At 62.2% G+C, this 23,616-nt stretch carries 22 protein-coding genes and 1 tRNA gene; 14 read left to right on the top strand and 9 right to left on the bottom strand.

The annotated features are described in order from the left end of the window. Positions 1-92: 92 nt before the first annotated feature. The 3 genes from GMOLON4_RS12855 to serS form a co-directional block, all read right to left on the bottom strand. Positions 93-177: transfer RNA gene (locus tag GMOLON4_RS12855), tRNA-Ser, on the bottom strand. A 126-nt stretch (positions 178-303) separates the two neighbouring features. Continuing rightward, a complete protein-coding gene (locus tag GMOLON4_RS12850) occupies positions 304-1,116 on the bottom strand; it encodes an HAD family hydrolase (RefSeq protein ID WP_035732476.1) in 813 nt (270 codons plus the stop codon). A gap of 8 nt (positions 1,117-1,124) precedes the next feature. Then, positions 1,125-2,387 carry a serine--tRNA ligase gene (gene serS, locus GMOLON4_RS12845; RefSeq protein WP_026936588.1) on the bottom strand — a complete coding sequence of 421 codons (1,263 nt, stop codon included), beginning with the start codon at positions 2,385-2,387 and terminating at the stop codon, positions 1,125-1,127. Positions 2,388-2,440: 53 nt separating this feature from the next. Between serS and GMOLON4_RS12840 the strand changes: the two genes are divergently transcribed. From GMOLON4_RS12840 to GMOLON4_RS12805, 8 genes are all read left to right on the top strand, one after another. Continuing rightward, the gene (locus GMOLON4_RS12840) at positions 2,441-3,406 is read left to right on the top strand and encodes a diacylglycerol/lipid kinase family protein (RefSeq protein WP_026936587.1); all 966 of its coding nucleotides are present in this window, start codon (positions 2,441-2,443) and stop codon (positions 3,404-3,406) included. Positions 3,407-3,481: 75 nt separating this feature from the next. After that, the gene (locus tag GMOLON4_RS12835; protein WP_051266633.1) at positions 3,482-4,168 is read left to right on the top strand and encodes a hypothetical protein; all 687 of its coding nucleotides are present in this window, start codon (positions 3,482-3,484) and stop codon (positions 4,166-4,168) included. Between the two features lie 49 nt (positions 4,169-4,217). After that, a complete protein-coding gene (locus tag GMOLON4_RS12830) occupies positions 4,218-4,904 on the top strand; it encodes an HAD family hydrolase (protein WP_051266631.1) in 687 nt (228 codons plus the stop codon). A gap of 70 nt (positions 4,905-4,974) precedes the next feature. Next, the gene (locus GMOLON4_RS12825; RefSeq protein WP_026936586.1) at positions 4,975-5,988 is read left to right on the top strand and encodes a phosphate/phosphite/phosphonate ABC transporter substrate-binding protein; all 1,014 of its coding nucleotides are present in this window, start codon (positions 4,975-4,977) and stop codon (positions 5,986-5,988) included. Positions 5,989-6,066: 78 nt separating this feature from the next. Then, entirely contained in the window at positions 6,067-6,852 is a 786-nt protein-coding gene (phnC, locus tag GMOLON4_RS12820) for a phosphonate ABC transporter ATP-binding protein (RefSeq protein ID WP_035732474.1), read from the top strand. Beyond that, positions 6,849-7,658 (top strand): phosphonate ABC transporter, permease protein PhnE, encoded by an 810-nt coding sequence (phnE, locus tag GMOLON4_RS12815; protein ID WP_026936584.1) that lies wholly within the window; start codon positions 6,849-6,851, stop codon positions 7,656-7,658. Before phnC ends, phnE (GMOLON4_RS12815) begins: the two co-directional genes overlap by 4 nt. Next, positions 7,655-8,545, top strand: a complete 891-nt coding sequence (gene phnE, locus GMOLON4_RS12810) for a phosphonate ABC transporter, permease protein PhnE (RefSeq protein ID WP_265576754.1) — start codon at positions 7,655-7,657, stop codon at positions 8,543-8,545. The genes phnE (GMOLON4_RS12815) and phnE (GMOLON4_RS12810) overlap by 4 nt, the downstream gene beginning before the upstream one ends. Beyond that, positions 8,523-9,383, top strand: a complete 861-nt coding sequence (locus GMOLON4_RS12805) for a MurR/RpiR family transcriptional regulator (protein WP_026936582.1) — start codon at positions 8,523-8,525, stop codon at positions 9,381-9,383. Before phnE (GMOLON4_RS12810) ends, GMOLON4_RS12805 begins: the two co-directional genes overlap by 23 nt. A gap of 150 nt (positions 9,384-9,533) precedes the next feature. On the opposite strand, the gene pheA is transcribed toward GMOLON4_RS12805, so the two are convergent. Next, a complete protein-coding gene (gene pheA, locus GMOLON4_RS12800; RefSeq protein ID WP_026936581.1) occupies positions 9,534-10,481 on the bottom strand; it encodes a prephenate dehydratase in 948 nt (315 codons plus the stop codon). Positions 10,482-10,543: 62 nt separating this feature from the next. Between pheA and pgm the strand changes: the two genes are divergently transcribed. Next, positions 10,544-12,172 (top strand): phosphoglucomutase (alpha-D-glucose-1,6-bisphosphate-dependent), encoded by a 1,629-nt coding sequence (pgm, locus tag GMOLON4_RS12795; protein WP_026936580.1) that lies wholly within the window; start codon positions 10,544-10,546, stop codon positions 12,170-12,172. 82 nt (positions 12,173-12,254) lie between these two features. Here the strand turns inward: pgm and GMOLON4_RS12790 are convergent, their stop codons facing one another. After that, on the bottom strand, positions 12,255-14,567 hold the full coding sequence (locus GMOLON4_RS12790) for a hypothetical protein (protein WP_211222685.1): 2,313 nt from the start codon (positions 14,565-14,567) through the stop codon (positions 12,255-12,257). Positions 14,568-14,781: 214 nt separating this feature from the next. Here GMOLON4_RS12790 and GMOLON4_RS12785 point away from each other — a divergent pair, with 214 nt between their 5' ends. Beyond that, positions 14,782-16,056, top strand: coding sequence for a flavin monoamine oxidase family protein (locus GMOLON4_RS12785; protein WP_146137497.1), 1,275 nt, complete (start codon positions 14,782-14,784; stop codon positions 16,054-16,056). 80 nt (positions 16,057-16,136) lie between these two features. Here the strand turns inward: GMOLON4_RS12785 and GMOLON4_RS12780 are convergent, their stop codons facing one another. The 4 genes from GMOLON4_RS12780 to GMOLON4_RS12765 form a co-directional block, all read right to left on the bottom strand. After that, complete coding sequence (locus tag GMOLON4_RS12780) at positions 16,137-17,339, bottom strand: ABC transporter ATP-binding protein (protein WP_084147440.1); 1,203 nt, start codon at positions 17,337-17,339, stop codon at positions 16,137-16,139. Next, entirely contained in the window at positions 17,336-18,136 is an 801-nt protein-coding gene (locus tag GMOLON4_RS12775) for an ABC transporter permease (protein WP_026936578.1), read from the bottom strand. Before GMOLON4_RS12775 ends, GMOLON4_RS12780 begins: the two co-directional genes overlap by 4 nt. Continuing rightward, the gene (locus tag GMOLON4_RS12770; protein WP_245575405.1) at positions 18,133-18,903 is read right to left on the bottom strand and encodes an ABC transporter permease; all 771 of its coding nucleotides are present in this window, start codon (positions 18,901-18,903) and stop codon (positions 18,133-18,135) included. Before GMOLON4_RS12770 ends, GMOLON4_RS12775 begins: the two co-directional genes overlap by 4 nt. Positions 18,904-19,021: 118 nt before the next feature. Next, positions 19,022-20,134, bottom strand: coding sequence for an extracellular solute-binding protein (locus GMOLON4_RS12765; protein WP_026936576.1), 1,113 nt, complete (start codon positions 20,132-20,134; stop codon positions 19,022-19,024). Positions 20,135-20,409: 275 nt separating this feature from the next. Here GMOLON4_RS12765 and GMOLON4_RS12760 point away from each other — a divergent pair, with 275 nt between their 5' ends. The 4 genes from GMOLON4_RS12760 to GMOLON4_RS12745 all read left to right on the top strand — a co-directional run bounded on the left by GMOLON4_RS12760 (position 20,410) and on the right by GMOLON4_RS12745 (position 23,566). Next, the gene (locus tag GMOLON4_RS12760; protein WP_026936575.1) at positions 20,410-21,735 is read left to right on the top strand and encodes a flavin monoamine oxidase family protein; all 1,326 of its coding nucleotides are present in this window, start codon (positions 20,410-20,412) and stop codon (positions 21,733-21,735) included. Positions 21,736-21,740: 5 nt separating this feature from the next. Beyond that, on the top strand, positions 21,741-22,409 hold the full coding sequence (locus GMOLON4_RS12755; protein WP_026936574.1) for a TetR family transcriptional regulator C-terminal domain-containing protein: 669 nt from the start codon (positions 21,741-21,743) through the stop codon (positions 22,407-22,409). Between the two features lie 76 nt (positions 22,410-22,485). Further along, the gene (locus tag GMOLON4_RS12750; RefSeq protein ID WP_084147439.1) at positions 22,486-22,824 is read left to right on the top strand and encodes a GNAT family N-acetyltransferase; all 339 of its coding nucleotides are present in this window, start codon (positions 22,486-22,488) and stop codon (positions 22,822-22,824) included. Between the two features lie 97 nt (positions 22,825-22,921). Next, a complete protein-coding gene (locus tag GMOLON4_RS12745) occupies positions 22,922-23,566 on the top strand; it encodes a PepSY domain-containing protein (RefSeq protein WP_084147438.1) in 645 nt (214 codons plus the stop codon). Positions 23,567-23,616 lie beyond the last annotated feature (50 nt).

The following is a 23,616-nucleotide window of genomic DNA, read 5'->3' as shown; positions in this document are numbered from 1 at the left end:
GCGCCATGCTTGGCGGTATGACGTGACAAGGGGGCCGGCCTCATTTCCTGTGTTCGGCGATGCGCCGAAGCAGGGGGCACTTCGGCACTACGCGGAGGGCGTGGGATTCGAACCCACGAGACATTTCTGCCCACTGGTTTTCAAGACCAGCTCCATCGGCCGCTCGGACAGCCCTCCCTGCCAAGCAACAATTCGATAACGAATTTACTTGGCTGCGCACAATAGTAGCGGAGATCGTGCGAGGGTGCCGAACGTGCCACTCTGCCATTGTGCAAGCTCCCAGTGTAAAGGGATTCGGCCCCACTAACTAGGGATTTTTGCGAGCGCTCTCGCTAGACCCTCGTGGTAGAAGTCGGTGGTCATCGCGTTGCCCGCGTCGATCACTTCCTGTGGAGCATTGCCCATCGCGACACCGTGGCCGCCGCCCTCGGCGGCCCAGCGCAGCATCTCGATGTCATTGCGACCGTCCCCCGCGACGAACACGTTCTTGCGGTCGATGCCGTGCGACTCCCGCACTCGCTCAAGCGCTGTGCCCTTATTGACCCCTTCCGGCGCGATGTCGAGCCAGGCCGTCCAGCCCACCGAGTAACTCACCGAGTGGAGGCCGGATTCCGCGATCTGTTCGAGAAACTCCTCGATGGTTTGATCCGGTGAGACTACGACGAGACGCGTGACCGGCTCCTTCGCGAGCTCCTCGAACGGCACCTCGAGCCCCTGGGCTTCGAAGGTTCCTTCCGGGAAACGCCCCGAGTACCGATAGACCCCGTCCGAGCCCTCGACGGCGAAGCGCGCATCCTTCAACACGGTGCTCAGCGCCTCGAGAGCGCCGGTGGGGTCGAATGTCTCGACCCAGCGCGCGGTATAGCCCCGCGCATCCGCCGGTTCTTTCTCGAGCGTCATCGCGCCGTTCGCCGATACGACGTACTGCGGCTCGATGCCGAGCCGCTCGCGCACCGGAAGCGTGTCGCGCGCCGAACGGCCAGTCGCGAGCATGACCTCGTGACCGGCCGTGACCAGCCGATCGATCTCACGATGCGTGGCGTCGGGAATCTCGCCATCAACATCCAAGATTGTGCCGTCGATATCGAGGGCAATGAGCATGCGATCAGTGGTCATGATGGTGACTATTCCTTCGGCAGCAGTATTTCTTGCCCACCCAGGTACGGGCGGAGGGCTTCGGGGACCAGCACAGAGCCATCGGCCTGCTGGTGGGTTTCGAGGACTGCCACGAGCCAGCGAGTGGTGGCGATCGTGCCGTTCAGCGTTGCGACCGGCGCGGCCTTGCCATCCTCGCCTCGGGCCCGGATGCTCAGGCGGCGGGCCTGGTAGGTCGTGCAGTTGGAGGTCGAGGTGAGCTCGCGGTACGCATCCTGCGTGGGAACCCAGGCCTCGATGTCGTACTTGCGTGCCGCGGAGGACCCGAGGTCGCCTGCCGCGGTGTCAATCACCCGGTAGTGCAGCCCGAGTGCCTGCATCATCTCCTCCTGCCACCCGAGGAGCCGCTGATGCTCGGTCTCGGCGTTGGCCGGGTCGGTGTAGACAAACATCTCGACCTTGTTGAATTGGTGCGTGCGGATAATTCCACGGGTGTCCTTGCCCGCGGAGCCAGCCTCGCGGCGATAGCAGGTCGACCAGCCGACGTAGCGCACGGGATCGGTCACATCGATGATCTCGTCGGAATGGTAGCCCGCGAGCGCGACCTCGCTCGTGCCGGTGAGGTAGAGGTCGTCGGCCGGCAGGTTGTAGACCTCGTCGGCATGCTCGCCGAGGAAGCCCGTACCGCGCATGATTTCCGGCTTGACGAGGGTCGGCGGGGTGAGCATGACGAAGCCGTTCGAGATCGCCTTGTTCAGACCGAGCTGCATGATCGCTAGCTCGAGCTGCGCACCAATACCGCGGAGGAAGCTGAAGCGCGCACCCGAGACCTTCGCACCGCGCTGCATGTCGATCGCGCCGAGCAGCTCACCAATCTCGAGGTGATCGCGCGGCTCGAAATCGAAGACCGGCTTCTCGCCCTCGTGCCGCAGCACCACGAAGTCGTCCTCGCCACCGACGGGAACCCCTTCGAGCACGATGTTCTCGATCTTCATGACCGCCTGCGTGAACGCATCCTCGGCCTCATTGACCGCGGCCTGCGCATCCTTCACCTGCTGCGCGAGTTCCTGCACCGACGCGAGGAGTGCGGGGCGGTCCTCCTTCGAGGCCTTGCCGATTTCCTTCGACTTGGCGTTCTGCTCAGCGCGCAGCGACTCGAAGTGCTGGAGGGCCTCGCGACGGGCGAGATCGGCCGCTACGGCTGCATCCACCGTCGCGGGATCATTGCCGCGAGCCTGCTGCGAGGACTTCACGAGGTCGGGCTGGTCACGAAGGAGTTGAACGTCAATCACATCGCCATGGTAGCCGCCAGTTTCGACGCGGATCGTGAACGTAGGATGCTGCCATGTCGCCACGAGCCGCGGTCGTTGTGAATCCGACCAAGCTGAATCTTGAAGAATTACTCGTCGAGCTGCCTCGCGTCGAGGATCGATACGGCTGGGGGCCGACGCTGATCATCGAAACCAGCGAAGAGGATGCGGGCTCGAGCCAGACTCGCGAGGCGCTGGCCGAGGGCGTCGATTTGGTGATCGCCGCCGGCGGCGACGGCACGGTTCGTGTCGTCGCTGAGCAGCTGGCCGACACCGACGTCGCCTTCGGCATCATCCCCGCCGGTACCGGCAACCTGCTCGCCCGCAATCTCGACCTGGATGCGCTCACGGTGCCGCGAGCGCTCGACGTCGCGTTCTCGGGCGCGGACCGCCGCATCGATCTTGCGGAGGCACAGATCGAACGGCCGGACGGCGACCACGAGACATTCCTCTTTACCGTCATCGCTGGTATCGGCGTGGACGCCGGCATGGTGGCGCACACCGACGACGAGCTCAAGAAGAAGATCGGCTGGCTCGCGTACATCGGCGGCATCGCGAAGTGGATGATCGGCTCGGGAGCCTTTCGCACTCGCTACCGCGTCGGCGAGGGACGCACGTGGGGATCGCGCGCGTCGAGCATCATGATCGGCAACTGCGGCCTCCTCACCGGCGGCTTCCGACTCCTCCCCGAGGCGAAGCTGGACGACGGAATCCTCGACATGATCATCATGCGGCCGCGCGGGCCGATGGGGTGGGCCATGGTCGGCGCGGGATTGATCGCCCGCGGCATCGCGAAGCAGTTCCGCGAGTTCGGGCTGCGCACGAGCCTGGCCGGCACTCGCAACGTCCGGGTGCTGAGCTACTACCAGAACGAAAGATTCACGTTCCGCGTCGACTCCCACCCCGAGCACTTCGAGCTGGACGGGGACGAGGCGGGCGAGATCGTCGCCGCACACGTTGTCGCCCGGCCAGCCGCGCTGACCGTCCGAGTTGCCCGCTAGTAGCGATCACCGAGTACCGCTTCCGATCGCCGAGTAGGGCGAAGCCCGTATCGAGGTCGCCAACCGAGCCAACCTATGCCTCAAACTATCCCCGACCTCAACCTGGTCCTCGACCAGATCCGTGCCGACGCCGCGGCGAATCGATTCGCCCCATGGGGCTGGTCCACGGTCGTAGACGAGCACGTCGGTAAAGCCATCATTGACCCCGCGCTCTTCGATCGCTTGCACGACGCCGCCGGCATCCAAGCCACGTTCCCAATCGGCAACGCGGGCGTGATCCACGTGTACGGCTACTGGTTCTCTACCGTGCTAACCCCATACGGGTACAAGCGCGACCGCTGGCTCGACGGCGACCTTTCGGGCGCACTGGGCCTCCCCGATGACGCATTTCATCTTCATCACACCGGCTCGACCCTGCTCAAGCGGGTTACGTCAGCCGCTCTCCCCCTGTTGCTCGCAGTGCCCGGCGAGGCGGCCACGCCCAGTCAGGCCGAGCCATCGTTCCAGGTCGCGATCCGCGGCGAGGCCGAAGTGAGGCTCTCCACCGTGAATACTCGAATGGTGATCGTCGGTACGGACGAAACGTCCGCGCTCATTTACGGAGTCAACATGAGCAAGCAAATGCAACTGATCACGTGTTTTCCAGTGAATGGCAACCCCGATTCAATCGTACGAGACTTCCTGACTGATCGAAGACTGCACTGGAATGCGGCAATTCCGGACGCTTCGTCACCAACTGTTCACCCGCACGTAGACACTTAGTCCACTTTGTCGCGCATCCTTGGACGCAACGTTCACAGGAGGACCTAGCGTGACAGCCACCATCATTTTTGACTTCGACGGCACCGTTGCCGTCGGCAACGGCCCCGTGCTGGCCTACGCCCGATTCGTCGCGGAAGTCATCGGCCCCGGATACCTCGATGCAGTAGCCGAGGTGCTTCAGCGGCATGACCTCGGCGCTGGACGCTACCGCGATGGTTACGACGTCGTTGGCTCGCTCGCCCGTGACCGTGGCGTGGAAGAAGGCGTGTTGAATTCGGCCTACGCGCTGAGCCGCGACATCCTCGGAAAGGAAGAAGCGGCCGTCGAGCCAGCACCTGGGCTCATCACCCTCCTCGACTCGCTCGACCCGAGCATCCACCTCGAGCTGGCGACGAACGCCCCGAACTCCGGTGTGCTCGAGCTACTCGACCGCTGGGGTATTCGGGAGAAGTTCTCGCGCCTCCACTTTTCGGTTGGGAAGCCGTCAGGTCTCGAGCCGATTCTGCGCGACGCACTCTCACGCGGGCCGGTACTTTCGATCGGCGACATCTACGAGTTCGATCTCGCTCCCGCCGCTGCCCTCGGTGCCGATACCGCATTCCTCGGGGCAAACGCCACCGACCGGCTACCGGGCGAGGCCGCACCGACATCGACGATGCGCGCGCACGACCTCGCCACTCTCGTCCCGAGCATCCAGACCTGGGCTACCGCCGCGCTGGCTCAGCGCCCCAATTAGGTCGCCGACACTCTTCAATCCGACGCACCACAACCCACTCACCGCATCCCCACCGAAAGGCTTCTCGAACATGCACAAACCACTCATCGCCACCAGCCTCCTCACCGCAGCGGCGCTGACCCTCACGGGCTGCGCCAGCGACACCGCGTCCAGCACCGACGCGACGGGCTCTGGTTCCTGGCCCGAATCGATCACCATCTCGCTCGTTCCCTCCACCGAGGGCGAGAACCTCGCCGAAGCGCTCGACCCGCTCACGACCTACCTGTCGGAGAACCTCGGCATCGAGGTGAACGGTGTCGTCGCAACGGACTACGCCGCGACGGTCGAGGCACTCGGTGCTGACCAGGCCCAGGTCATCATCACCGATGCGGGCTCGCTCTACCAGGCCATCAACCAGCACGACGCGAAGCTCATCCTGCGCGACGTCCGTTTCGGCGCAACCGATTACGCTTCGGTTGCCTACACGAACAATCCCGATAAGTACTGCGACGACGAACCGGTCATGGCCACCTACGCGGCCAACGGCGAGGAACTGTCGTATTGCAACGGCATCGAGACGGCAGCCGAAGCTGCGGCTGGACAGGGCCCAGCCGCCGAGGACGCCCTGAAGAAAATTGACGAGGGCACCGCAGTAGCGCTGCAGGCTGCGACCTCCCCCGCCGGTTACCAGTACCCCGTCGTCGCAATGCAGGCTGCCGGTATCGACACCGACAACGGCATCAAGCAGGTTCCGGTCGAGGGCAACAACAACGCGGTCCTCGCGGTCTACAACGGCGACGCCGAGGTGAGCTTCGGGTTCTGGGATGCGCGTTCGACGGTCCTCGAAGAGGCACCGGATGTTGCTGAGAAGGTCGTCGCATTCAGCTACACCGAGATGATCCCGAACGGCGGCGTTGCGGTGACGCAGGACCTCCCGGAGGACCTCGTCGCGCAGCTCGCCGAGCTCATGGATGGCTACGCCCAGTCCTCGGCCGAGGCCGAAACCGTGATGTTCGACCTCGTCGGCCTCTCCGACTGGACCGCCGAGACCGAATCCGAGCAGATCGATCGCTACGGCGAGATCCTCAAGCAGTTCCAGAACTAGTCCTGCCCGGTCGCGGGGCGGGCTCATACCCGCCCCGCGACCGTCCGAGACGTCGAAGCCTTGAAGAAAGAGCAGCAAATGGACACGTCCTGGCATGTCGCGCTTGACCGCGTATCGGTCATCTACCCGAACGGCACTCGTGCGCTCAAGGACGTCTCGCTACGTATTGAACCTGGTGAAATGGTTTCGATCGTTGGGCTCTCGGGTTCTGGGAAGTCGACCCTTATCCGCACCCTTAACGGCCTCGTGCAAGCGACTGACGGCAGTGTCACGGTTGGCCCGCACACGGTGAACACCCTGCGGGGCCGTGGGCTCAGAGAGTTCCGCGGCCACGTCGGCATGATCTTTCAAGGCTTCAACCTCGCAGACCGCACCGACGTCTATCACAACGTGCTCGTCGGGAGATTCGCGCATTCGCCCGCGTGGCGAACCCTCCTCGGTATGCCGTCCGCGCAGAGCCGCGACATCGCACTCCGCGCACTCGATTCGGTGGGGATGCTCGACAAGCTTTGGGCGCGCGGGGATGCCCTTTCGGGCGGGCAGAAACAGCGCGTCGCAATCGCTCGTGCGCTGACGCAGGAGCCGAGCGTGATGCTCGCCGACGAGCCCGTGGCGAGCCTGGATCCACCCACCGCACACGCCGTGATGAATGACCTGCGGCGGGTCAACCGCGAGCGCAGTCTCACCGTCCTCGTAAACATCCACCTCATGGACCTTGCGCGGCAGTACACCACGCGAATGATCGGTCTTCGCGACGGCGAGATCGTCTACGACGGCCCAGCGAATACCGCCACCGACGCGGATTTCGAGGAGATCTACGGTCGCGAGATTCAGGTTCGCGACCGCCTTGGAGCTGAAGGATGAGCGCATCCCGCGAACTCGTCCTACCGCCCCGCCCCCGAAATCGTGGACGCACCGCGCTGGTCGTGCTCGCGGTTGTGGCCTTCACTGTCGCCACCTGCATCCCCGCGATTGGCGGTGTCGAAATCGACCTCGCCTCGATTGCAAAAAATTGGCGAAACGGTGCCGACAAACTCATCGAGCTGCTGCAGCCGAACTTCGCGTTCTTCCCGCGCACCGTGCTGCCAATGCTCGAAACCCTACAGATGGCCGTCGTCGGCGCGGTGATTGCGGCCCTCGTGTCGGTACCGCTCACGCTGTGGGCCGCAAAACCAACCAACCCGAATTCGACCGGCCGCTTCGTCGTCCGCACCATCATCAACGTGATTCGATCGGTGCCCGACCTCGTGTACGCCACCATCCTGGTGGCTATGGTCGGTGTAGGCGCGCTGCCCGGTCTGCTCACGCTCATCTTGTTCGATCTCGGCATTATCGTGAAGCTCGTCTCCGAGGCGATTGATTCCGCGGATCACGGTTACATGGAGGCCGGTCGCGCCGCTGGCGGCAGCCAGTTCCAAATCAACCGCGCCACCGCGCTCCCCCAGACTTGGTCGCTGTTCACGAATCAGTGGCTGTACACACTCGAGTTGAACGTGCGCATCTCCGCGATCCTCGGCATCGTGGGCGCCGGAGGTATCGGTCGACTTCTCGATGAGCGACGTGGGTTCTATGCCTACGGCGACGTCTCCGTCATCATCCTCGAGATCCTGCTCGTCGTGGTCCTCATCGAGTTCTTCTCGAACGTCATCCGAAAGCAACTCACGAAATGAACGCATCGTCTCGAACCACCCAAACTGCGATGCAGCCAGATACGAACACGGAGACCATCGAGCCCCAGTCCGGTCGTCTCGAAATCCCGCCGCAGCCTTCCTTGCTGTGGCCAAACATCCTGACCATCGGCGTCGGGGCGATCGTTCTCGCGGCCGGCGCGGGCCTCCAGATTTCGTGGGCCGACATCCCGCAAATTCCCGCGAACGTCGCGAACTACCTCCAGCTCATGTTCGCTTCGCCGAACTGGGAGAAGCTGCCGCGAGCCCTCACCGAGATGTGGCGGTCGATTTCGATGGCGTGGCTCGGTGCGATCCTGTGCGTGGTCGTTTCGGTGCCGCTGGGCATGCTCGCGGCCCGAGGCGTCGGGCCGGCTTGGCTCCGCGCAATCCTGCGCGGGCTCTTCGCGATCATTCGCGCCGTACCCGAGGTAATCATCGCCATCATCTTGCTTACCGTGACTGGGCTCACACCCTTCACCGGCGCGCTCGCCCTCGGCATCGCGGGAATCGGCACCCAAGGCAAGTGGGTCTACGAGTCGATCGAGTCGGCGAAGGAGGGTGCTTCGGAGGCGGTCCGCGCCGCGGGCGGCACGACGGCCGAGGTAACGCGTTGGGCCCTGTGGCCCGCGGTCGCACCCTCGATCATGTCGTTTGCGCTCTATCGCTTCGAGATCAACATCCGCACCTCGGCTGTGCTCGGCCTCGTTGGCGCGGGTGGCATCGGCAGTATGCTTTCGAACTACACGAATTACCGGGAGTGGGACACCGTGGGGATGCTCCTCATCGTCGTCATTGTCACGACGATGATCGTGGATGCGATCTCGGGTGCGATTCGCCGGCGAATCATGGAAGGGACACGAATCCGTGAACTGGCAAGGAGCGCCTGACGCGCCACCGCACGCTCGCATCGCGGCGCTCTCGCCGTCGCTGCAGCCCGGCGAACGACGGGTCGTCGATTCAATCCTCAAAGATCGTGCAGGCACGGTCGAGCGAACCGCGCAAGAACTCGCGGATGCAGTGGGCGTCGGCCGAACGACAGTGATTCGCGCCGCGCAGTCCCTCGGGTACGAGGGGTATCCGCAGCTGCGCGTCGCGCTCGCTCGCGAGCTGGCTCTCGAGGGGAATGCCAATGAGGAGTCGGACGGCACACTTGCCGGTTCGCTGCGCGCGGGAGTTGCTCGATTCGGTGCGCGGCTTCCCAACACGGTATCGGCGCTGACCGAAGACGACATCGCAGAATTCTTGCGGCTACTTGACGGTGCCGATCGCGTGCTGGTGCTCGCCAACGGTCTCTCGCTGTCGCTCGGACTCGATCTCGTGCTGCGTCTCAACGCCGCTGGTCGCCCCGCAGAAATGCTGATGGATGCGATGTCCCAGCAGATCGCGGCAGCCCAGCTCGGAGCCGGGTCTGTGTGCATCGTGATCTCTGGTTCCGGCGCGAACCGCGCGTCTCTGGACGGGATGCGCGCAGCAAAAGCCAGTGGTGCATCCGTCGTGGCGGTTACCTCGTTCGCGCGATCTGCGGTGGCCGACTTGGCCGACTTGGCGCTCGTTGTTCCGCCGATCAACGAGAGTTTTCAGGATGAACTGATCCATACCTCGCGCGCCGCAATCATGCTCGTCATCGAGCAGCTGATCGAGTTGTTCATCCAGCATCGCGGCGAGCGGGGACGCGAAGCACAGGCCGCTGCACTTTCCGTGCTCGGCAGCGGATTGCTCGAATGATGCTTCGGCTCGCCGAGTAGCGGCGAAGCAAGTCTCGACACCGCTCGCCGAGTAGCGGCGAAGCCCGTTTCGAGGCGCGCCGGGCGTTTCGAGACGCCGCTTCGCGGATACTCAATGACCTACTCCACCGCTGCGCGGCTACTCACTGACCTAACGGACGAGGCCGTCTAGCCAGCCGCGGGCCTCCGCGTAGTTCTCGTCGGAGTACGCCGGATCGACCGCGACCGGCGAGGGCACCGCGCGCGGATACGAACCGAGGAACTTCACCGACGGACTGTAGCGACGAAGTCCGAGCAGCGCATCCGCGACGCGCGCATCCTCGAGGTGGCCGTCGAGATCGATCACGAAGCGGTAGCGTCCGGGGCTTTCGGGGATGGGTCGCGACGTGATCATCGAGAGGTTGATGCCGCGGGCCGCGAACTGCTCGAGCATCGACAGCAACCCGCCGGGGCGCTCGTCCGGCAGCGTCACGATGAGCGAGGTCTTGTCCGTGCCGGTGCGCGACGGCAGATCCGTGCGCGTCGTCACGAGCAGGAATCGGGTACGCGCGATCGACGAGTCCTGAATGTCCTCAGCGAGGATATCGACGTCGAAGTGGTCCTGAATCGTCGGCGGCGCGATCGCCGCGTCGGCCAACCCATCCTCTTCAAAGAGCTGCCGAGCGCTGGCGACGTTCGACGACGCCTGCACGTAGAGATGCTCGGGCAGCGCCTGGTGCAGCCAGCGTCGGCACTGGCCATACGCAACAGGATGCGCGGCCACGGTCTGCACGTCGCGCATCGTGGTCCCTGGCCGGGTCGCGAGCACGAACCGAATCGGCACGATGTATTCGCCGATGATCCGCAGCCCGTCCATGGTGGAAAGCGCATCCTGCGACGCGGTCACGCCACCCTCGACCGAGTTCTCAATCGCGACCATCGCCGCGAACGACCGACCCTGTTGCACATCCATCAACGCCTCGAGGACATTGGCGACCGGCTTCCAGTGCTTGCCCTTCGCCTCCGGGGCGAGCTTCAACGCCGCCTCGGTAAAGGTCCCGGCTGGCCCCAGGAAGGAGACGGTTTGGGATGCGTCGGGGAGCGTTTCGGAATCGGTCATAGGTTCCAGCCTAAATGGCTTGCCGCCAGCCAGCGTTCAATCTGAATTGCGAAACTTGGTCCATGCATGAACGAGCAGGCACTGTCGCCAGTCCCCAGGATCTTATTGATGTCGACCAGCTCATTGGCGCGTACTACCGCAACGTGCCTGATGTGTCTGATCCCGCCCAACGCGTTGCGTTCGGAACGTCCGGCCACCGTGGCTCGAGCTTCAAGAGCTCGTTCAACGAGCAGCACATTAAGGCCATCACCCAAGCGATCGTCGAATACCGCGCCTCGCAGGGCATCCGCGGACCGCTCTTCATCGGCCGCGACACGCACGCGCTGAGCGACCCAGCCGAGAAGACGGCGCTTGATGTGCTGGCCGGGAACGGCGTCAAAGTGCTCGCCGACTCGCGAAACTCGTGGGTCCCGACTCCGTCGCTCTCGCGCGCGATCATCGTGCACAATTCCCACCGTGACCGGGAAGAACTCGCCGACGGCATCATCATCACGCCGAGCCACAACCCGCCCGAGGACGGCGGCTTCAAGTACAACCCGCCACACGGTGGCCCCGCGGATTCGGATGCGACCAGCTGGATCGAGAACCGCGCGAACGAGCTCATCGCGGCCGGGCTCGAGGGCGTGAAGGAAACCAACTCGGATAACCGAATCGGCTTCTACGACTTCCGTGAGGCGTACGTCACCGACCTCGCGAAGGCGATTGACTTCGAGGCGATCAAGAACTCGGGCATACGGATCGGTGCCGACCCGCTCGGCGGCTCGAGCGTCGAGTACTGGCAGCTGATCGCCGAAAAGTACGGCATCAACCTCACGGTCGTGAACCCGAAGGTCGACCCACGCTGGCCATTCATGACGCTCGACTGGGACGGCAAGATCCGCATGGACCCGTCCTCCCCCGCTGCAATGGCCTCGGTGTTGGCGCACCAGGATGAGTACGACATCCTGACTGGCAACGACGCGGATGCGGACCGTCACGGCATCGTGACGCCGACCGGCGGCCTGATGAACCCGAACCACTACCTCGCCGTCGCGATCGACTACCTCGCGAGTAACCGTCCCGAGTGGTCGACCGGGGCTGGCATCGGCAAGACGCTCGTCTCGAGCTCGATGATTGACCGCGTCGTGACGTCACTCGGCCGCAACCTCGTTGAAGTCCCGGTCGGTTTCAAGTGGTTCGTGCCAGGCCTGACGGACGGTTCGATCCTGTTCGGCGGTGAGGAGTCCGCGGGAGCGTCGTTCGTGCAGTTCAACGGTGGCACGTGGACCACCGACAAGGACGGCATCCTGTTGGCGCTGCTTGCCTCCGAGATCCTCGCGGTCACGGGGAAGAGCCCCTCGCTGCGCTACCAGGAGCTCACGGAGCAGTTCGGCAACCCCGCCTATCAGCGAGTGGATGCGCCGGCGACGCCCGCGCAGAAAGCCGCCTTGAAGAAGTTGTCGGGCGAAAACATCACCGCGACCGAGCTCGCGGGTGAACCGATCGTTGCGAAGCTGACCGAGGCCCCGGGCAACCACGCCGCGATCGGGGGACTCAAGGTCGTGACCGAGAACGCCTGGTTCGCCGCGCGCCCCTCGGGAACTGAGGACGTCTACAAGATCTACGCGGAATCGTTCAAGGGTCCCGACCACCTGGCGCTCGTGCAGGCGGAGGCGAAGGCGATCGTCGACCAGGCGCTGACCTGGGCCTAAGCGCACCGTTCTAGCAAGACTGCCAAGGCCCGCACCGGAATCATCCGGTGCGGGCCTTGGCAGTTGTGCGCGTTGCGCTCGGTCAGTTGTTGGGCTCGAGGGTGAACTGAGGGTCGGGCGAAGTCTTCCCACTCGTCTCGACGCCCGAGTAGTACTCGAGTGCAAAGGAGTCGCCAGAACCGTTCTCGCACATCGCACCGGCTGCGAAGTTGATCGAGCAGGTGTAATCGCCTGCGGTGATCGGCTCGTCGTAGCTGACCACTTCTCCGGTACCGAGATTGGCGGTGGCGCACGGCCACGTGATGCCTTCTTCGTTGACGCCCACGATCACGCCGCGGTTGCTGCCCGACGTGCACGCTTCATCCGGAGTCGTGAAGCTCTTGTCGTAAATTTGGCAGGCCGCACCGCTCTCAGGAGTGATCTCGCAGACGAGGTTTCCGGACTCGGATTGGAACGCGACGGGCTCGAATTCAGCTGGAGCCGTGGTTTCCGGGGACGGCGAAGGCGTCTGCCCCGTGATCTCCGGGTTGGCCGGCTGCTCAGCGGTCTCGGGCACGGTGGTTTCGGCCTGGGTCGTGTCCGCGACCGGGTCGTCACCGCCACCGAATAGCCCGCTGATGGCAAAGGCACCAAGGATAATGACGACCGCAGCGACGGCAGCAATCAAGATCGTCTTGAGGCCCTTCCGCTTCTGCTCAGCGTCGTCGCCCGAGCCAGGTCCGCCCGATCCAGAGCCGCCTGTTCCTGAGCCGCCGGCACCGCCGCCGCCGAACCCGGACCCACTGAAGCGTGAATCGCCGAATCCCGAGTCGTCGCGACCATGACCCTGACCGCCGCTTTCGTCGCCGCGAATCGCCTTGTCAAATTCCGATACGTGTCCGGCCACCGCGGCAGTCCCTGCCGATGCACCTGCGCCTACCGCCGACCCCGCGCCCGACTGGTAGCGGTTCTGTTGCGGCAGCTGCTTCTTACCCTCGGCCCGATCGCGCGTCGGCCAAGCGGTCGTGCTGTTCGCCGCGGCAGCTGGCTCGGATGCGGCTTGCTGCCGCGATCCAGCGGCATCCGGGGTCGTCGCTTCCTGCGCAAACGGCGAGCTAAAGGGCGACTGCGTCTGGTCGGCTGCGTCCGGACTTGTCGGGCCGGACTGCGCCGAGTCGGCCGGGGCCTGGTTCTGCGGGCTTGTGCTCAGTGGCGGCAAAGCGGGCATACCTTGCTGGTTCGGCGCCTGTTGGTTCGGCGCTTGCTGGTTCGGCGCCGACGACGACGTGCCGTAAAACTCTGCGGCTCGCTGTTGGGCCGCACGCTCTTCCTGCGAGGGCTCAGGCTGCGCCGCATCCTGCTCGCGAGGAGGCAGCGGCACAATACCGGTCTTGTCGAATCCACCATCGGCCAGGATGGGCTTGTCCGCAGGGTCGTCCTTCAGGCCCTCGATGAGCTGCGTGAACGTCGCGTCGTCCGGTTCGTGCTTCGATTCCGCGTCGACCGCGGGAAGCCACGGCATCGCTTGGCTGCCGCGTTGCTCGGGCGTTTGCTGACCGGCCGCCTGCTGCTCCCGCGCCTGCTGCTCCCGCGCCTGCTGCTCCCGCGCCTGCTGCTCCCGCGCCTGCTGCTCCCGGGCTTGGTGCTCCTGTGTTGCCTGGATCTGGCGGGCACGCTCTTCAGCCGCTCGTCGTTCGCGTTCAGCCTGTTCCTGACGGACTCGACGCTCATCCGCCTGGCGGGCCTGCTCCTGCTGGGCTTGCTCTTGACGTGCTTGTTCTTGACGAGCTTGTTCCTGCGCTGCAAGAGCGTCACGCTGCGCCTGCTCGCGCTGTGCCTGCTCTCGCTGAGCCTGCTCCTGGCGGGCTCGCTCCTGCGCGGCAAGAGCGTCACGCTGCGCCTGCTCACGCTGAGCCTGCTCTCGCTGCTGCTGCTCGGCCAGTGCATCCCACTGCGTGGCATTTTGCTGCCCCTCAAATGGCGACTTTGCGGGTGCAGAGGGTGCAGGTTGGGATTCACGAGGAGCCGGTGCCGGCGTTGCTGTGCCTTCGTCGGCGTGCTGCGTAAACAGCGGCGGCACCGATGGCGGAGTCGGTGGCGCGCTCCGACCGTCTAGGTCGGGTTCGAAGCGTCGACGCAGTCGGCGAGGATGCGCGGGCTGAGGAGTCTCCGGCTCGCCTTCCGGGGCGGCCGACTTTGGTCGATAGATGCTAAAGAAATCGTCCTCTGAGCCTGCGGACTGGTCCGTGGCGCCGACGTCCCAGGGGTCTGGCTTGCCCCCACCGGGACGGTGCGGAACCGCATTACGGTCATCCGTTGGCTGCGGCGTCGGAGCTGCGTGCAACCGCGTGCCGCATTCACCGCAGAAGCGCTGTGACGGGTTCGTCGTTGCACCGCATTGGGGACATTTCGTCATGCTCATCACTTCCTCGAGTGCCGCTGGTGGCATTAGGTGCACTTTACGGCCAGATCTACCCCCAAATTTACCCGTGACCGCATCACTTTGCCCGACCGTGTGCTCAGGTGCGTACAAATCCAGGATTTGCCGCTCGATAATTAACCGATACAAACGTATTGTCATAAGCAGATAGGGCGGCTAATGGTGGCGCACGATTTTCAAGCACGAAGTTTTGATTGCAGCGCTGCAATCAAATGGAAGGACAGGAATGTCAGCATCTAGCCGAATCGCCGTTCTCGGCGCCGGCCTCAGCGGTCTCGCAGCAGCAACGAAGCTCGTTGAACTTGGTCACGAAGTGACGGTTTACGAGGCTCGAGACCGGCTTGGTGGCCGCGTGTGGTCAGAAACAGTCGCGGGCGTTGATCGCACCTACGTCATCGAACGGGGCGCCGAATTTGTATTGGATGGATACACAACGCTTCGCGAGTACTGCTCGACCCATGGGCTCAACCTTGTCGACACTGGGATGAGTTACTACATTCGCAAACCTGCGGATCGACCTGACGTAACGACCGAGGCGATGGCATCCCTTGGGGCTCAAGCTGCCCTGAACGCAGCCGCAGGCTCTGGCGCGCGGTCGGTAGCAGATGTGCTTAGTGAAGTTGGTGTTACTGGTGCGGCCCGCGAAGCACTCGAGGCGCGCATAGAGATGTCGACTTCGGTTCGGGTGGACCAAGTCACCGCGGAGCAAACCCTCGAGCACACTGCGTCTTTCACGCCGGGACCGAGTTGGCGGATCGGCGGTGGCAACCAACGCCTACCAATAGCTATGGGCGAAGCATTAGGAAATCGAGTTCGGCTTAACCACTTGATCGAGGAAGTCACGCAAGACGACATGGGTGTCGCCGTCACTGCCGACGGTGAGAGCGAGAGGTTTGACTTCGCAGTCGTCGCGCTACCCTTTGGAATCCTGAACGATCGTGAGTCACCACTGCTCGAGCTCCCCGACTGGAAGGTGGCGGCCCTCGACCACGTCGTCCAAGGTAATGCAGCAAAACTACATCTAGAGCTGGTCGAAGGTCCGGAAACCAGCGCCGTCATGTCGGTGAGCGACCGCTTTTGGACCTGGACTGCTATCGCTGAAGATGGGCAGGTAGCACCGGTTCTCAATTGTTTCGGTGCGGAAATTGACCATCTACGAGACCTTCGCATTGATGAGGGCCCGACAGAATGGGCCACTCGAGTGGCCCAATTGCGCCCCGACCTTCCGTTCGCAGATAAGGAGCCGGTTGTCACGGCATGGCCGTTTGACCCGCTTTCAAAAGGTGGCTACACCGCGCACGGGCCCGGTTTCATGCAAGAGCATGCAGACGCGCTCGAAGCCCCTCACGGTCGCCTCTATTTTGCAGGCGAATACATCGATCTCGAATTTGCGGGGTTGATGGAAGGCGCGCTTCGTACCGGCGAACGCGCGGCACATGCGATCGACTTGGCAACCGGGTCCTAAGTCCTTCCGCGTAGAAACGAGTGGGGTCCGCACATAACTCCGTGCGGACCCCCACTCGTTTCTCACCATTAATCGAGGATCTAGGACTGGGGCAAGTCCTCCAGAAGAACCCCGTTTTCGGGACGCCAGGTCATGAGCGCCGATTCGCCAACACCAAACCGCGAGGCCGAGTGTGCCGATCGCACGACACCGCGGTCGCCGTTGGGCAACGTCACGTCGTAGCGCCAGCCGATCCCGAGATAGGTGGCTGCATAGACCTGGACCGGAAGTGCATTTCTCGACACTCCTGGAGCGACGGCCGAATCGGCCGTCGGCTCGAGCGAGAGGTTCTCCGGACGCACCAGGATGACCTGCTTGGACGCGCTGATTTGCCCAGGTACCACGATGCGATGACCCTCATGTACCAGCTCGGTTCCGTCGTTGGATGTCGCTGAAGACTCCCCGGTGATCACAGTTGATTCTCCCAGGAACCGCCCTACAAAGAGCGTCTCAGGGTGCTCATACAATTCCACGCCTGTGCCGACTTGCTCGATTTTTCCTTCGTTGAACACCGCGATTCTGTCGGACATGGACAACGCCTCTTCTTGGTCGTGAGTGACGAAGACGAAGGTGGAACCCACCTCGTGGTGAATTCGCTTGATCTCAATCTGGAGCCATTCGCGGAGTTTCTTATCGAGCGCTCCAAGCGGCTCATCCATTAAGAGAACCTTGGGGCGGTATACGAGTGCGCGCGCGAGGGCGACGCGCTGCTGCTGACCACCCGATAGCTCCGATGGGAACCGACGACCATAGTCGCCGAGCTTCACCATGTCGAGCGTGGTTTTCACTCGGTCGGCCTGTTCGGATTTATTAACTTTGCGACGCTTAAGCGGGTAGGCGACATTCTCAGCGACGGTCATGTGCGGAAACAACGCATAGTTCTGGAAAACGACCCCCAGATCACGCTTATGAGCAGGCAGTTTCGCAACTGGCTTCCCGTGAATGAAGAGGTCGCCCTCAGTCACGTCGGTAAAGCCCGCGATCATGTTCAGCGTCGTCGTCTTCCCCGAACCTGAGGGCCCAAGGAAGGTCATAAACTCGCCAGCTTCAATCTCGAGATCGATGTCCTCGACAACAGTCGCTGTGCCGTAACGCTTAGTCACCCCGCGAAGACTAATTCCTGAGCGTGCAATCGTCTCAACTGCCGTCGTGTCGTAGTCGAGGTCACGAATCTGCTGTTTGACGCCCTGCGTGTCCAGGGTCGTTGATTCATCTTGCACGCGCTTATTTCGAGGAGCGATCATGCCTTTACCTTTCGTTTTCGAGTTGCCGACTGCGCGGCGAGCAGGACGAGGAGCGAGAGCACCATCATGACCACGGCAACAGCCGCCACGGTGGGATCGTTGCTCTGGCGAACCGAGTTAAAGAGCTGAACCGGTAGGGTCTGCATGTTTGGCGTCTGAATGAACAGCGACAGGATAATTTCATCGAACGACGTGACGAACGCAAAGAGTGCGCCAGCCGTCACGCCCGGAATGATGAGCGGCAACGTGACGGTGAAGAACGTCGTCATTCGGGAAGCTCCGAGGCTCGCTGCGGCTTGTCCGAGCCGGTCATCCACCCCTTGCAGACTCGCCATGACGTTCGTGATCACCAAGGGCAATGCCAAAATCACGTGTGCGAACACGAAGCCCTGCAGCGTTCCGAGCCATAGGAACCCTGTCGACGACTGCAACCGCAGGTATATCGAATAGAGGCCAATCGCGAGGACGATACCCGGGACAATCATTGGCGCGAGGAAGAGGTTCTCGAAGATTCCACGGGCTCTTGGCTTCAAGCGGATGAGCCCCAGGCAAGCAAGGACCCCGAGAGTGGTCGCAATGATTGCCGTCAAAATGGCGATCAAAAACGAGTTACCGAGTGACTTAAGCCAGACACCATTGGTGAAGAAATTCTCGTACCAGCGAGTCGAAAATCCCTTCGGCGGAAAGTTGAATGACTGTGCCTCGTTGAACGACATCGGGATAATCACCAGTGTGGGCACCAACAACCAAATGATTGTGAGCACCGACAGCACACCAAGAACGCGTTTGAGTGTCATCGATCGGCTCCCGCCTTCGCCGCGGACTGTTTGGTGAGCTTGCTAAACCCTGCGAGGAGGAGCGCGGTCACCGCCAGAAGTGCTACGCCCAGGGTTGCGCCATGGCCCCATTCGAGGAACTGGCTCACCTGGAGATAAATCAGGGAAGAGATCATTGCCTCCTGTGGCGATCCGAGCAGTGAGGGGATGATGTAGAAGCCAAGGCCGAGGATGAACACCGTAACGCTGCCGGCGAAGATGCCGGGCCGCGATAGCGGCAGGTACACGGTGAAAAACGAAGTGATGCCATTCGCCCCTAGGCTCGAGGACGCCGTAAGCAGCCGTGGATCAATCTTTGACATCGCCGAGTAAAGCGGCAGCACCATGAATGGCAACAGCACCTGCGCCATACCGAGCGCCACACCGAATGTGGTTCGAATAAGCGGTTGCGCGCCGATTCCAATCGCCTCAAGGAACGCATTGATCGGGCCAGTGTCCTGCAACAGAATCATCCACGCCATCGTGCGGACCAGGATGCTCGTCCACAGTGGCATCATGACCGCGAGTGTAAGCCACTTGCGACTGCGGTCGCTCACAATGGTCATCAGATAGGCGTACGGGTAAGCCAAGACCAAACAGGCGATGGTGACCACCAGCGAGGTGAGAATCGTACGGGCACCGATAATCAGGTTGTCCGTGTTCGACACAAGCCACCAGTAATTGCCACGTGTGTCGGCCGGGCTGACGTCTGTGAAGCTGCGCACGATGATATCGATGAGCGGCAGCACGAAGAATAGGAAGACAACAACGAATGCGGGGATGAGCAGAGCCCAGGCCCCGCCGAGGCGAAACCGCTTTCGCGGTTTCGCCTCTTGGGGATTCGCTTGTGCGAGATCGGTCATTTACTTAACCCGTCGTGACCCAGCTTGACCACGCGGACTGTAACGCGTCATAGTTCTCGACCCAGAAATCAACGTTCGGATAGTGCCCCGTGTCGAGGTGATCAGTAGTCATCCAGTTCCCAAGTTCACCGCTCAAATCGGGCTTGGCATTGACGTTAATCGGGCCATACGAAGTCAACTCGGACATCTTCGTCTGTTGCTCAGCGCCACCGTAATAATTAATCGCCGAATGTGCAGCTTGTAGATTCTGGGAACCCTTCGGGATTGCCGTCGAATCGACCATGACCATCCACTCGTCCCACATGGCAGCTACGGGAGCACCGGCGTTTGCGGCGCCGTAGCCGCGACCACTCCAGACCAGACCCATCACCGCTTCACCTGACTCAAGCTGCTGCTGAGCTTGTGCGCCGCTCGTCCAGGTGATGAGCGAGTCTTCAATCTCGCGGTACTTGTCGAGCGCAGGGACGATGTCGTCGGCGGTGACGCTCGAAGTGTCTTTATCATCCGCAACCATCGCAAACTCAAACATCTGCGGGTCCACGTATGGGGACGCGCTCACTGTGCGCTGACCGGGGAACTTCTCCGTGTCGAAGAAGTCAGCTGCAGTCGTCGGAGGGTTGTCTCCAAAAGTGTCGGTGTTGTATACGAGAACGAGACCGTACAGAATCTGCGGCACCATGCAGTCATCGGTGATTGTGCCTTCCGGCACGTTCGAGATATCGATCTGCGAGTAGTCGAGCTCCTCATAGAGCGTGCCGCAATATTGAGCGGTGTCAAACTGCGTTGCGTTGACGAGATCCCATGTCGTGTTGCCGCTGTCGACCATCGCCTTGAGCTTGCCCGGGTCATACGCATCTTGCAGGAAAGTCGCTCCGGTCTGCTCGGCAAACGGATCCCATGCCGCGGCCGCCTGACCGTCCTGGAAAATGCCACCGGAGCCAGCAAAGGTCAGCGTTGTGCCCTCGAAAACTCCCTCAGGGACTTCACCAGCTACGGGCGTGCCGAGATCGACTTCTGTTTGATCCGATTGTGAAACCTGTTGACAGCCGGACAGCAGCAAGGCTGCCACCGCTGCTCCCGCCAGCCACATTCGATTGGCGATACGTCTACGCTGCATATTTGCTCCAATCAGCAGTGCGCACACTCTGCTGCGTCCCCAATGACACAACTTGTTTGCGCGGATTTAACGGATTGCCTCACCCACGAGCGAAGAATCGTTCCAGCTGGCCGAATGACACATCGGTACGACCGTGTTCTCGCTTACTTCCGACCCCATTGCCGTTTGAGTTGCGCTCCGTGTACATTCACAATACAGACAGATTGGAAATTGCACCAGTCACCACATTGACGTGGTAGCGACGGTGGATTCATGGACCGAAAGGCGCTGTGTCAATGGCGAAAAAGTCGACCGATGTGGTCGTTGTCGGAGCGGGTTTTGCAGGCCTTACTGCTGCCCGAGAATTGGAACGTGCCGGGCTGGACGTAATCGTGTGGGAGTCACGCGATCGTGTCGGTGGCCGGGTCTGGACGGATCACCGTCTCGGTCACGATCTCGAAATCGGCGGTACCTGGGTGCACTGGTCTCAGCCGCACACCTGGGCCGAGCTCTCGCGGTACGGGATTACGATCGATCCCTCGCCCAAGGCCGAGACAGTGTACTGGCTTGACCAAGACGACCAAGTTCACGTTTCTGAGGCAGCAGAATTTAGCGCAAGCATCGGGCCGGCTCAAGCAGGTGTTGTACATGACTCCCGCGACGTGTTTCCAAGGCCTGACTCCCCCAGCGCCAATACGCGCTCGGTCGTGTTCAGCGATGCCGACAACATGACCATCCGAGACCGCTTCGATGAGCTTGCCGAGTCACTCTCTCCGGAAGAACAAGGGCCCTGGCTCGCGAGTCAGGCAATCTGGGCGAGTCACATTAACGGCAAGCTCGAGGACGTCGCGCTTACCGCCGGGCTCCGCTGGTCGGCGGCGACGGGCGGGGGCTGGCAGACACTCCACGAGGCCTCGTCCTCATACCGGGTGACCGGCGGCATGACGTCCTTCATTGGCAATTTCGAACGCGACCTCCGGGCTCCTGTTGAACTCAACACCCGCGCAACCAGGATCACTTCGGTGGGTAGTGATGCCGTCGAGGTCGAGTCTGCCGAAGGCCGAATAGTTGAAGCCAGCGCAGTGATCGTGACCGTTCCGTTCGCCGCACTCGATCAAATTAAGTTCACTCCAGACCTACCCGCGGACGTCCAGTCACTCGGGAGCGATGCCCTTGGTAACAATGGGTTCAAGCTCTGGATCAGTGTGCGAGGAAAAGTCGCGCCGTTCAGTGCATACGCGAGCGCCGAACATCCGATCATCATGGTCAAAACGGAGTTCATCGGGGAATACGAGTCGGTGTTGGTCGGATTCGGGGCCGACCACACACAGTTTGACGCGACTTCTCTCGATGACGCGAGGGCCATGCTCGCGCGTTGGCGACCAGACCTCGAAGTGACTGGCGTCACCACTCACGATTGGATGGCTGACGAAGACTCGAGAACCACTTGGCAGCTACTGCGCCCTGGGCGACTCAAGCACCTCACCGGAGCTCAGGCGACCGCGGGCCCCATCAGGTTCGCCTCAAGTGACAATGCGAACCTGTGGCCTGGCTTCGTCGACGGGGCCATTGAGCGTGGGCTCGCAACGGCACGAGAGATTATCCAATCCAGAGAGCGGTGAATCTGATGACGAAAGGCGGCACTAAACGCGGGCGTCCACCGATCGACCCTGACGACCTCGTACCCATTCTGGAAGCAGTTCTGCGGCTCGCGACAACTAAGAATTCACAGCTCATCACAGTGCGAGAAATCGCGCAGGAAGCGGATGTCTCGGTCGGGCGATTGCAGCACCACTTTGGAACGCGTGATGAATTGATCGGGACCGCATTTGAGCATCATCTGCTCAAGGTCACGGACCGACTGCAGAACCTGAGGGACGCACCTGGGAGCGCGCGCGAGCGGATGTCTCGCATGATTGATGAAATTGCGTTCAACCGTGCCTGGCGGCGGTCAACGATTTGGATCGACCTCATCGCACACGCGGTTAGCTCCGACAGGTACCGAGCTGCAGTTGAGCGAATTAATGACGCATGGAACCGAGTATTCACTGAACTCATCGCGGACGGCGAGGCTGTCGGTGAGTTTAGATTATCCGCGACGGCAGAAATGACGGCGGCGCATCTCGTCGCGGTATCTGACGGGCTGACTGTCATGGTGATCACTGACGGAGAGGGACAGGCAGAATCCAGAGGTCAGGCTCGGCGTGACATGTTGGCTGCGGCCGTGAGTGCTGCCCTCGGCGGCGAATTCCCGACCTCTCATCTTCCAAGAGACGACAGAACCCCATTCGTATAAGGCTTCCGACTTCGGTTCACGTGGCAAGGCCAACCCCGTTCGGCAAAAGCTCGGGATTGCTTCATACCGTGGCTTCATGACTGAAACCACAGCATCCGAAACCCCCGAGACCGAGACGCAGAAGGCCGAATACTCGTTCTCGCACGATCCAGGCCACAACCGGTACGTCGCAAACTACGACGGTGACATCGTTGGATTCGCAGCCTATCGCCCGGCCGCAGACGGCGTGCACTTCAACCACACGGTCGTCGACCAGGCGCACCAGGGTGAGGGTGTCGCGTCGCGGCTCATCCGCTATGCGCTCGACGACTTCGAGCGCACGAGTAACCAGGCTGTCATCCCCGATTGCTCTTACGTTCGTGCCTGGCTGCAGAACCACCCGGATTACCAGCACCTCACCGAGGAGCGGGCGTAGATTCCACGGCCGAAGCCACCGCGGGCGCTCATCGAGCTCTCATGCAGGATGGCTTCGGCCTCATTGCTGTCTCATCCGGTGTTCGTAGGGTGGGAGCATGAACAGCAACGTACGAACAGCATTGGTTACCCTCGCATCCTCGGCCGTACTGCTCGGCCTGGTTGGCTGCGCGGGCTCGGCAAACGACGCACAGGCTACTGGCGAACCGACCGGCGCCGTTCCCTCCGAAACACCACCGCAATCCGCCGACGCGAGGGCGACGGAATCAGAGACCGGTGATTATCCGATCGAAGCCACCGACGAAGCCACGGTGCGCGCGGCCGAATACACGGACGCGATTTCCTCGGTGATCTCGGTACATAAGGGTGTCTCCGACGAGGATGTGTTCGCGTTCGACCTCGAGCGCGAGGATGACGACGACGATAACGACGAGGTCTTTAACATCGATGTCGCCTATAACGCCACCGTGTACGAGTACGACGTCCTGCCCGATGGCTCACCGCGGCTTGACGACACCGAGCAGCGAGAGCTCGATGACGAGGATCTCCGCGAGATTGAAACGGCCGAGCTCGACATGGTGGCCGCCATCAAGGCAGCGTTGGCCCACCAAGAAGGCACGATCGAAGAGGTCGAGCTAGACACCGAGGACGGTGCCGTCGTGTGGAAGATCGACTACACCGACGACGCGGCCGATGACCTACTCGTTGACGCCGTAACCGGTGAGGTCACGGCCGACAACTAACAGCGGTCGGCAAACAGCAGTCAGCTAACCGCAAACACCGAACCGCATCG

The sequence above is a fragment of the Gulosibacter molinativorax genome (genome assembly GCF_003010915.2).
In the GTDB taxonomy this organism is placed as follows: Bacteria; Actinomycetota; Actinomycetes; order Actinomycetales; family Microbacteriaceae; genus Gulosibacter; species Gulosibacter molinativorax.
This window is presented reverse-complemented; position numbering and strand designations above follow the sequence as displayed.

What these genes read in the sequence shown, in the direction of transcription:
- GMOLON4_RS12850 (WP_035732476.1), bottom strand. Translation starts at nt 1,116, where the DNA reads ATGACCACTGATCGCATGCTCATTGCCCTCGATATCGACGGCACAATC.
- GMOLON4_RS12840 (WP_026936587.1), top strand. Translation starts at nt 2,441, where the DNA reads ATGTCGCCACGAGCCGCGGTCGTTGTGAATCCGACCAAGCTGAATCTT.
- GMOLON4_RS12835 (WP_051266633.1), top strand. Translation starts at nt 3,482, where the DNA reads ATGCCTCAAACTATCCCCGACCTCAACCTGGTCCTCGACCAGATCCGT.
- GMOLON4_RS12825 (WP_026936586.1), top strand. Translation starts at nt 4,975, where the DNA reads ATGCACAAACCACTCATCGCCACCAGCCTCCTCACCGCAGCGGCGCTG.
- phnC (WP_035732474.1), top strand. Translation starts at nt 6,067, where the DNA reads ATGGACACGTCCTGGCATGTCGCGCTTGACCGCGTATCGGTCATCTAC.
- phnE (WP_026936584.1), top strand. Translation starts at nt 6,849, where the DNA reads ATGAGCGCATCCCGCGAACTCGTCCTACCGCCCCGCCCCCGAAATCGT.
- phnE (WP_265576754.1), top strand. Translation starts at nt 7,655, where the DNA reads ATGAACGCATCGTCTCGAACCACCCAAACTGCGATGCAGCCAGATACG.
- pheA (WP_026936581.1), bottom strand. Translation starts at nt 10,481, where the DNA reads ATGACCGATTCCGAAACGCTCCCCGACGCATCCCAAACCGTCTCCTTC.
- pgm (WP_026936580.1), top strand. Translation starts at nt 10,544, where the DNA reads ATGCATGAACGAGCAGGCACTGTCGCCAGTCCCCAGGATCTTATTGAT.
- GMOLON4_RS12790 (WP_211222685.1), bottom strand. Translation starts at nt 14,567, where the DNA reads ATGACGAAATGTCCCCAATGCGGTGCAACGACGAACCCGTCACAGCGC.
- GMOLON4_RS12780 (WP_084147440.1), bottom strand. Translation starts at nt 17,339, where the DNA reads ATGATCGCTCCTCGAAATAAGCGCGTGCAAGATGAATCAACGACCCTG.
- GMOLON4_RS12775 (WP_026936578.1), bottom strand. Translation starts at nt 18,136, where the DNA reads ATGACACTCAAACGCGTTCTTGGTGTGCTGTCGGTGCTCACAATCATT.
- GMOLON4_RS12765 (WP_026936576.1), bottom strand. Translation starts at nt 20,134, where the DNA reads ATGCAGCGTAGACGTATCGCCAATCGAATGTGGCTGGCGGGAGCAGCG.
- GMOLON4_RS12760 (WP_026936575.1), top strand. Translation starts at nt 20,410, where the DNA reads ATGGCGAAAAAGTCGACCGATGTGGTCGTTGTCGGAGCGGGTTTTGCA.
- GMOLON4_RS12755 (WP_026936574.1), top strand. Translation starts at nt 21,741, where the DNA reads ATGACGAAAGGCGGCACTAAACGCGGGCGTCCACCGATCGACCCTGAC.
- GMOLON4_RS12750 (WP_084147439.1), top strand. Translation starts at nt 22,486, where the DNA reads ATGACTGAAACCACAGCATCCGAAACCCCCGAGACCGAGACGCAGAAG.
- GMOLON4_RS12745 (WP_084147438.1), top strand. Translation starts at nt 22,922, where the DNA reads ATGAACAGCAACGTACGAACAGCATTGGTTACCCTCGCATCCTCGGCC.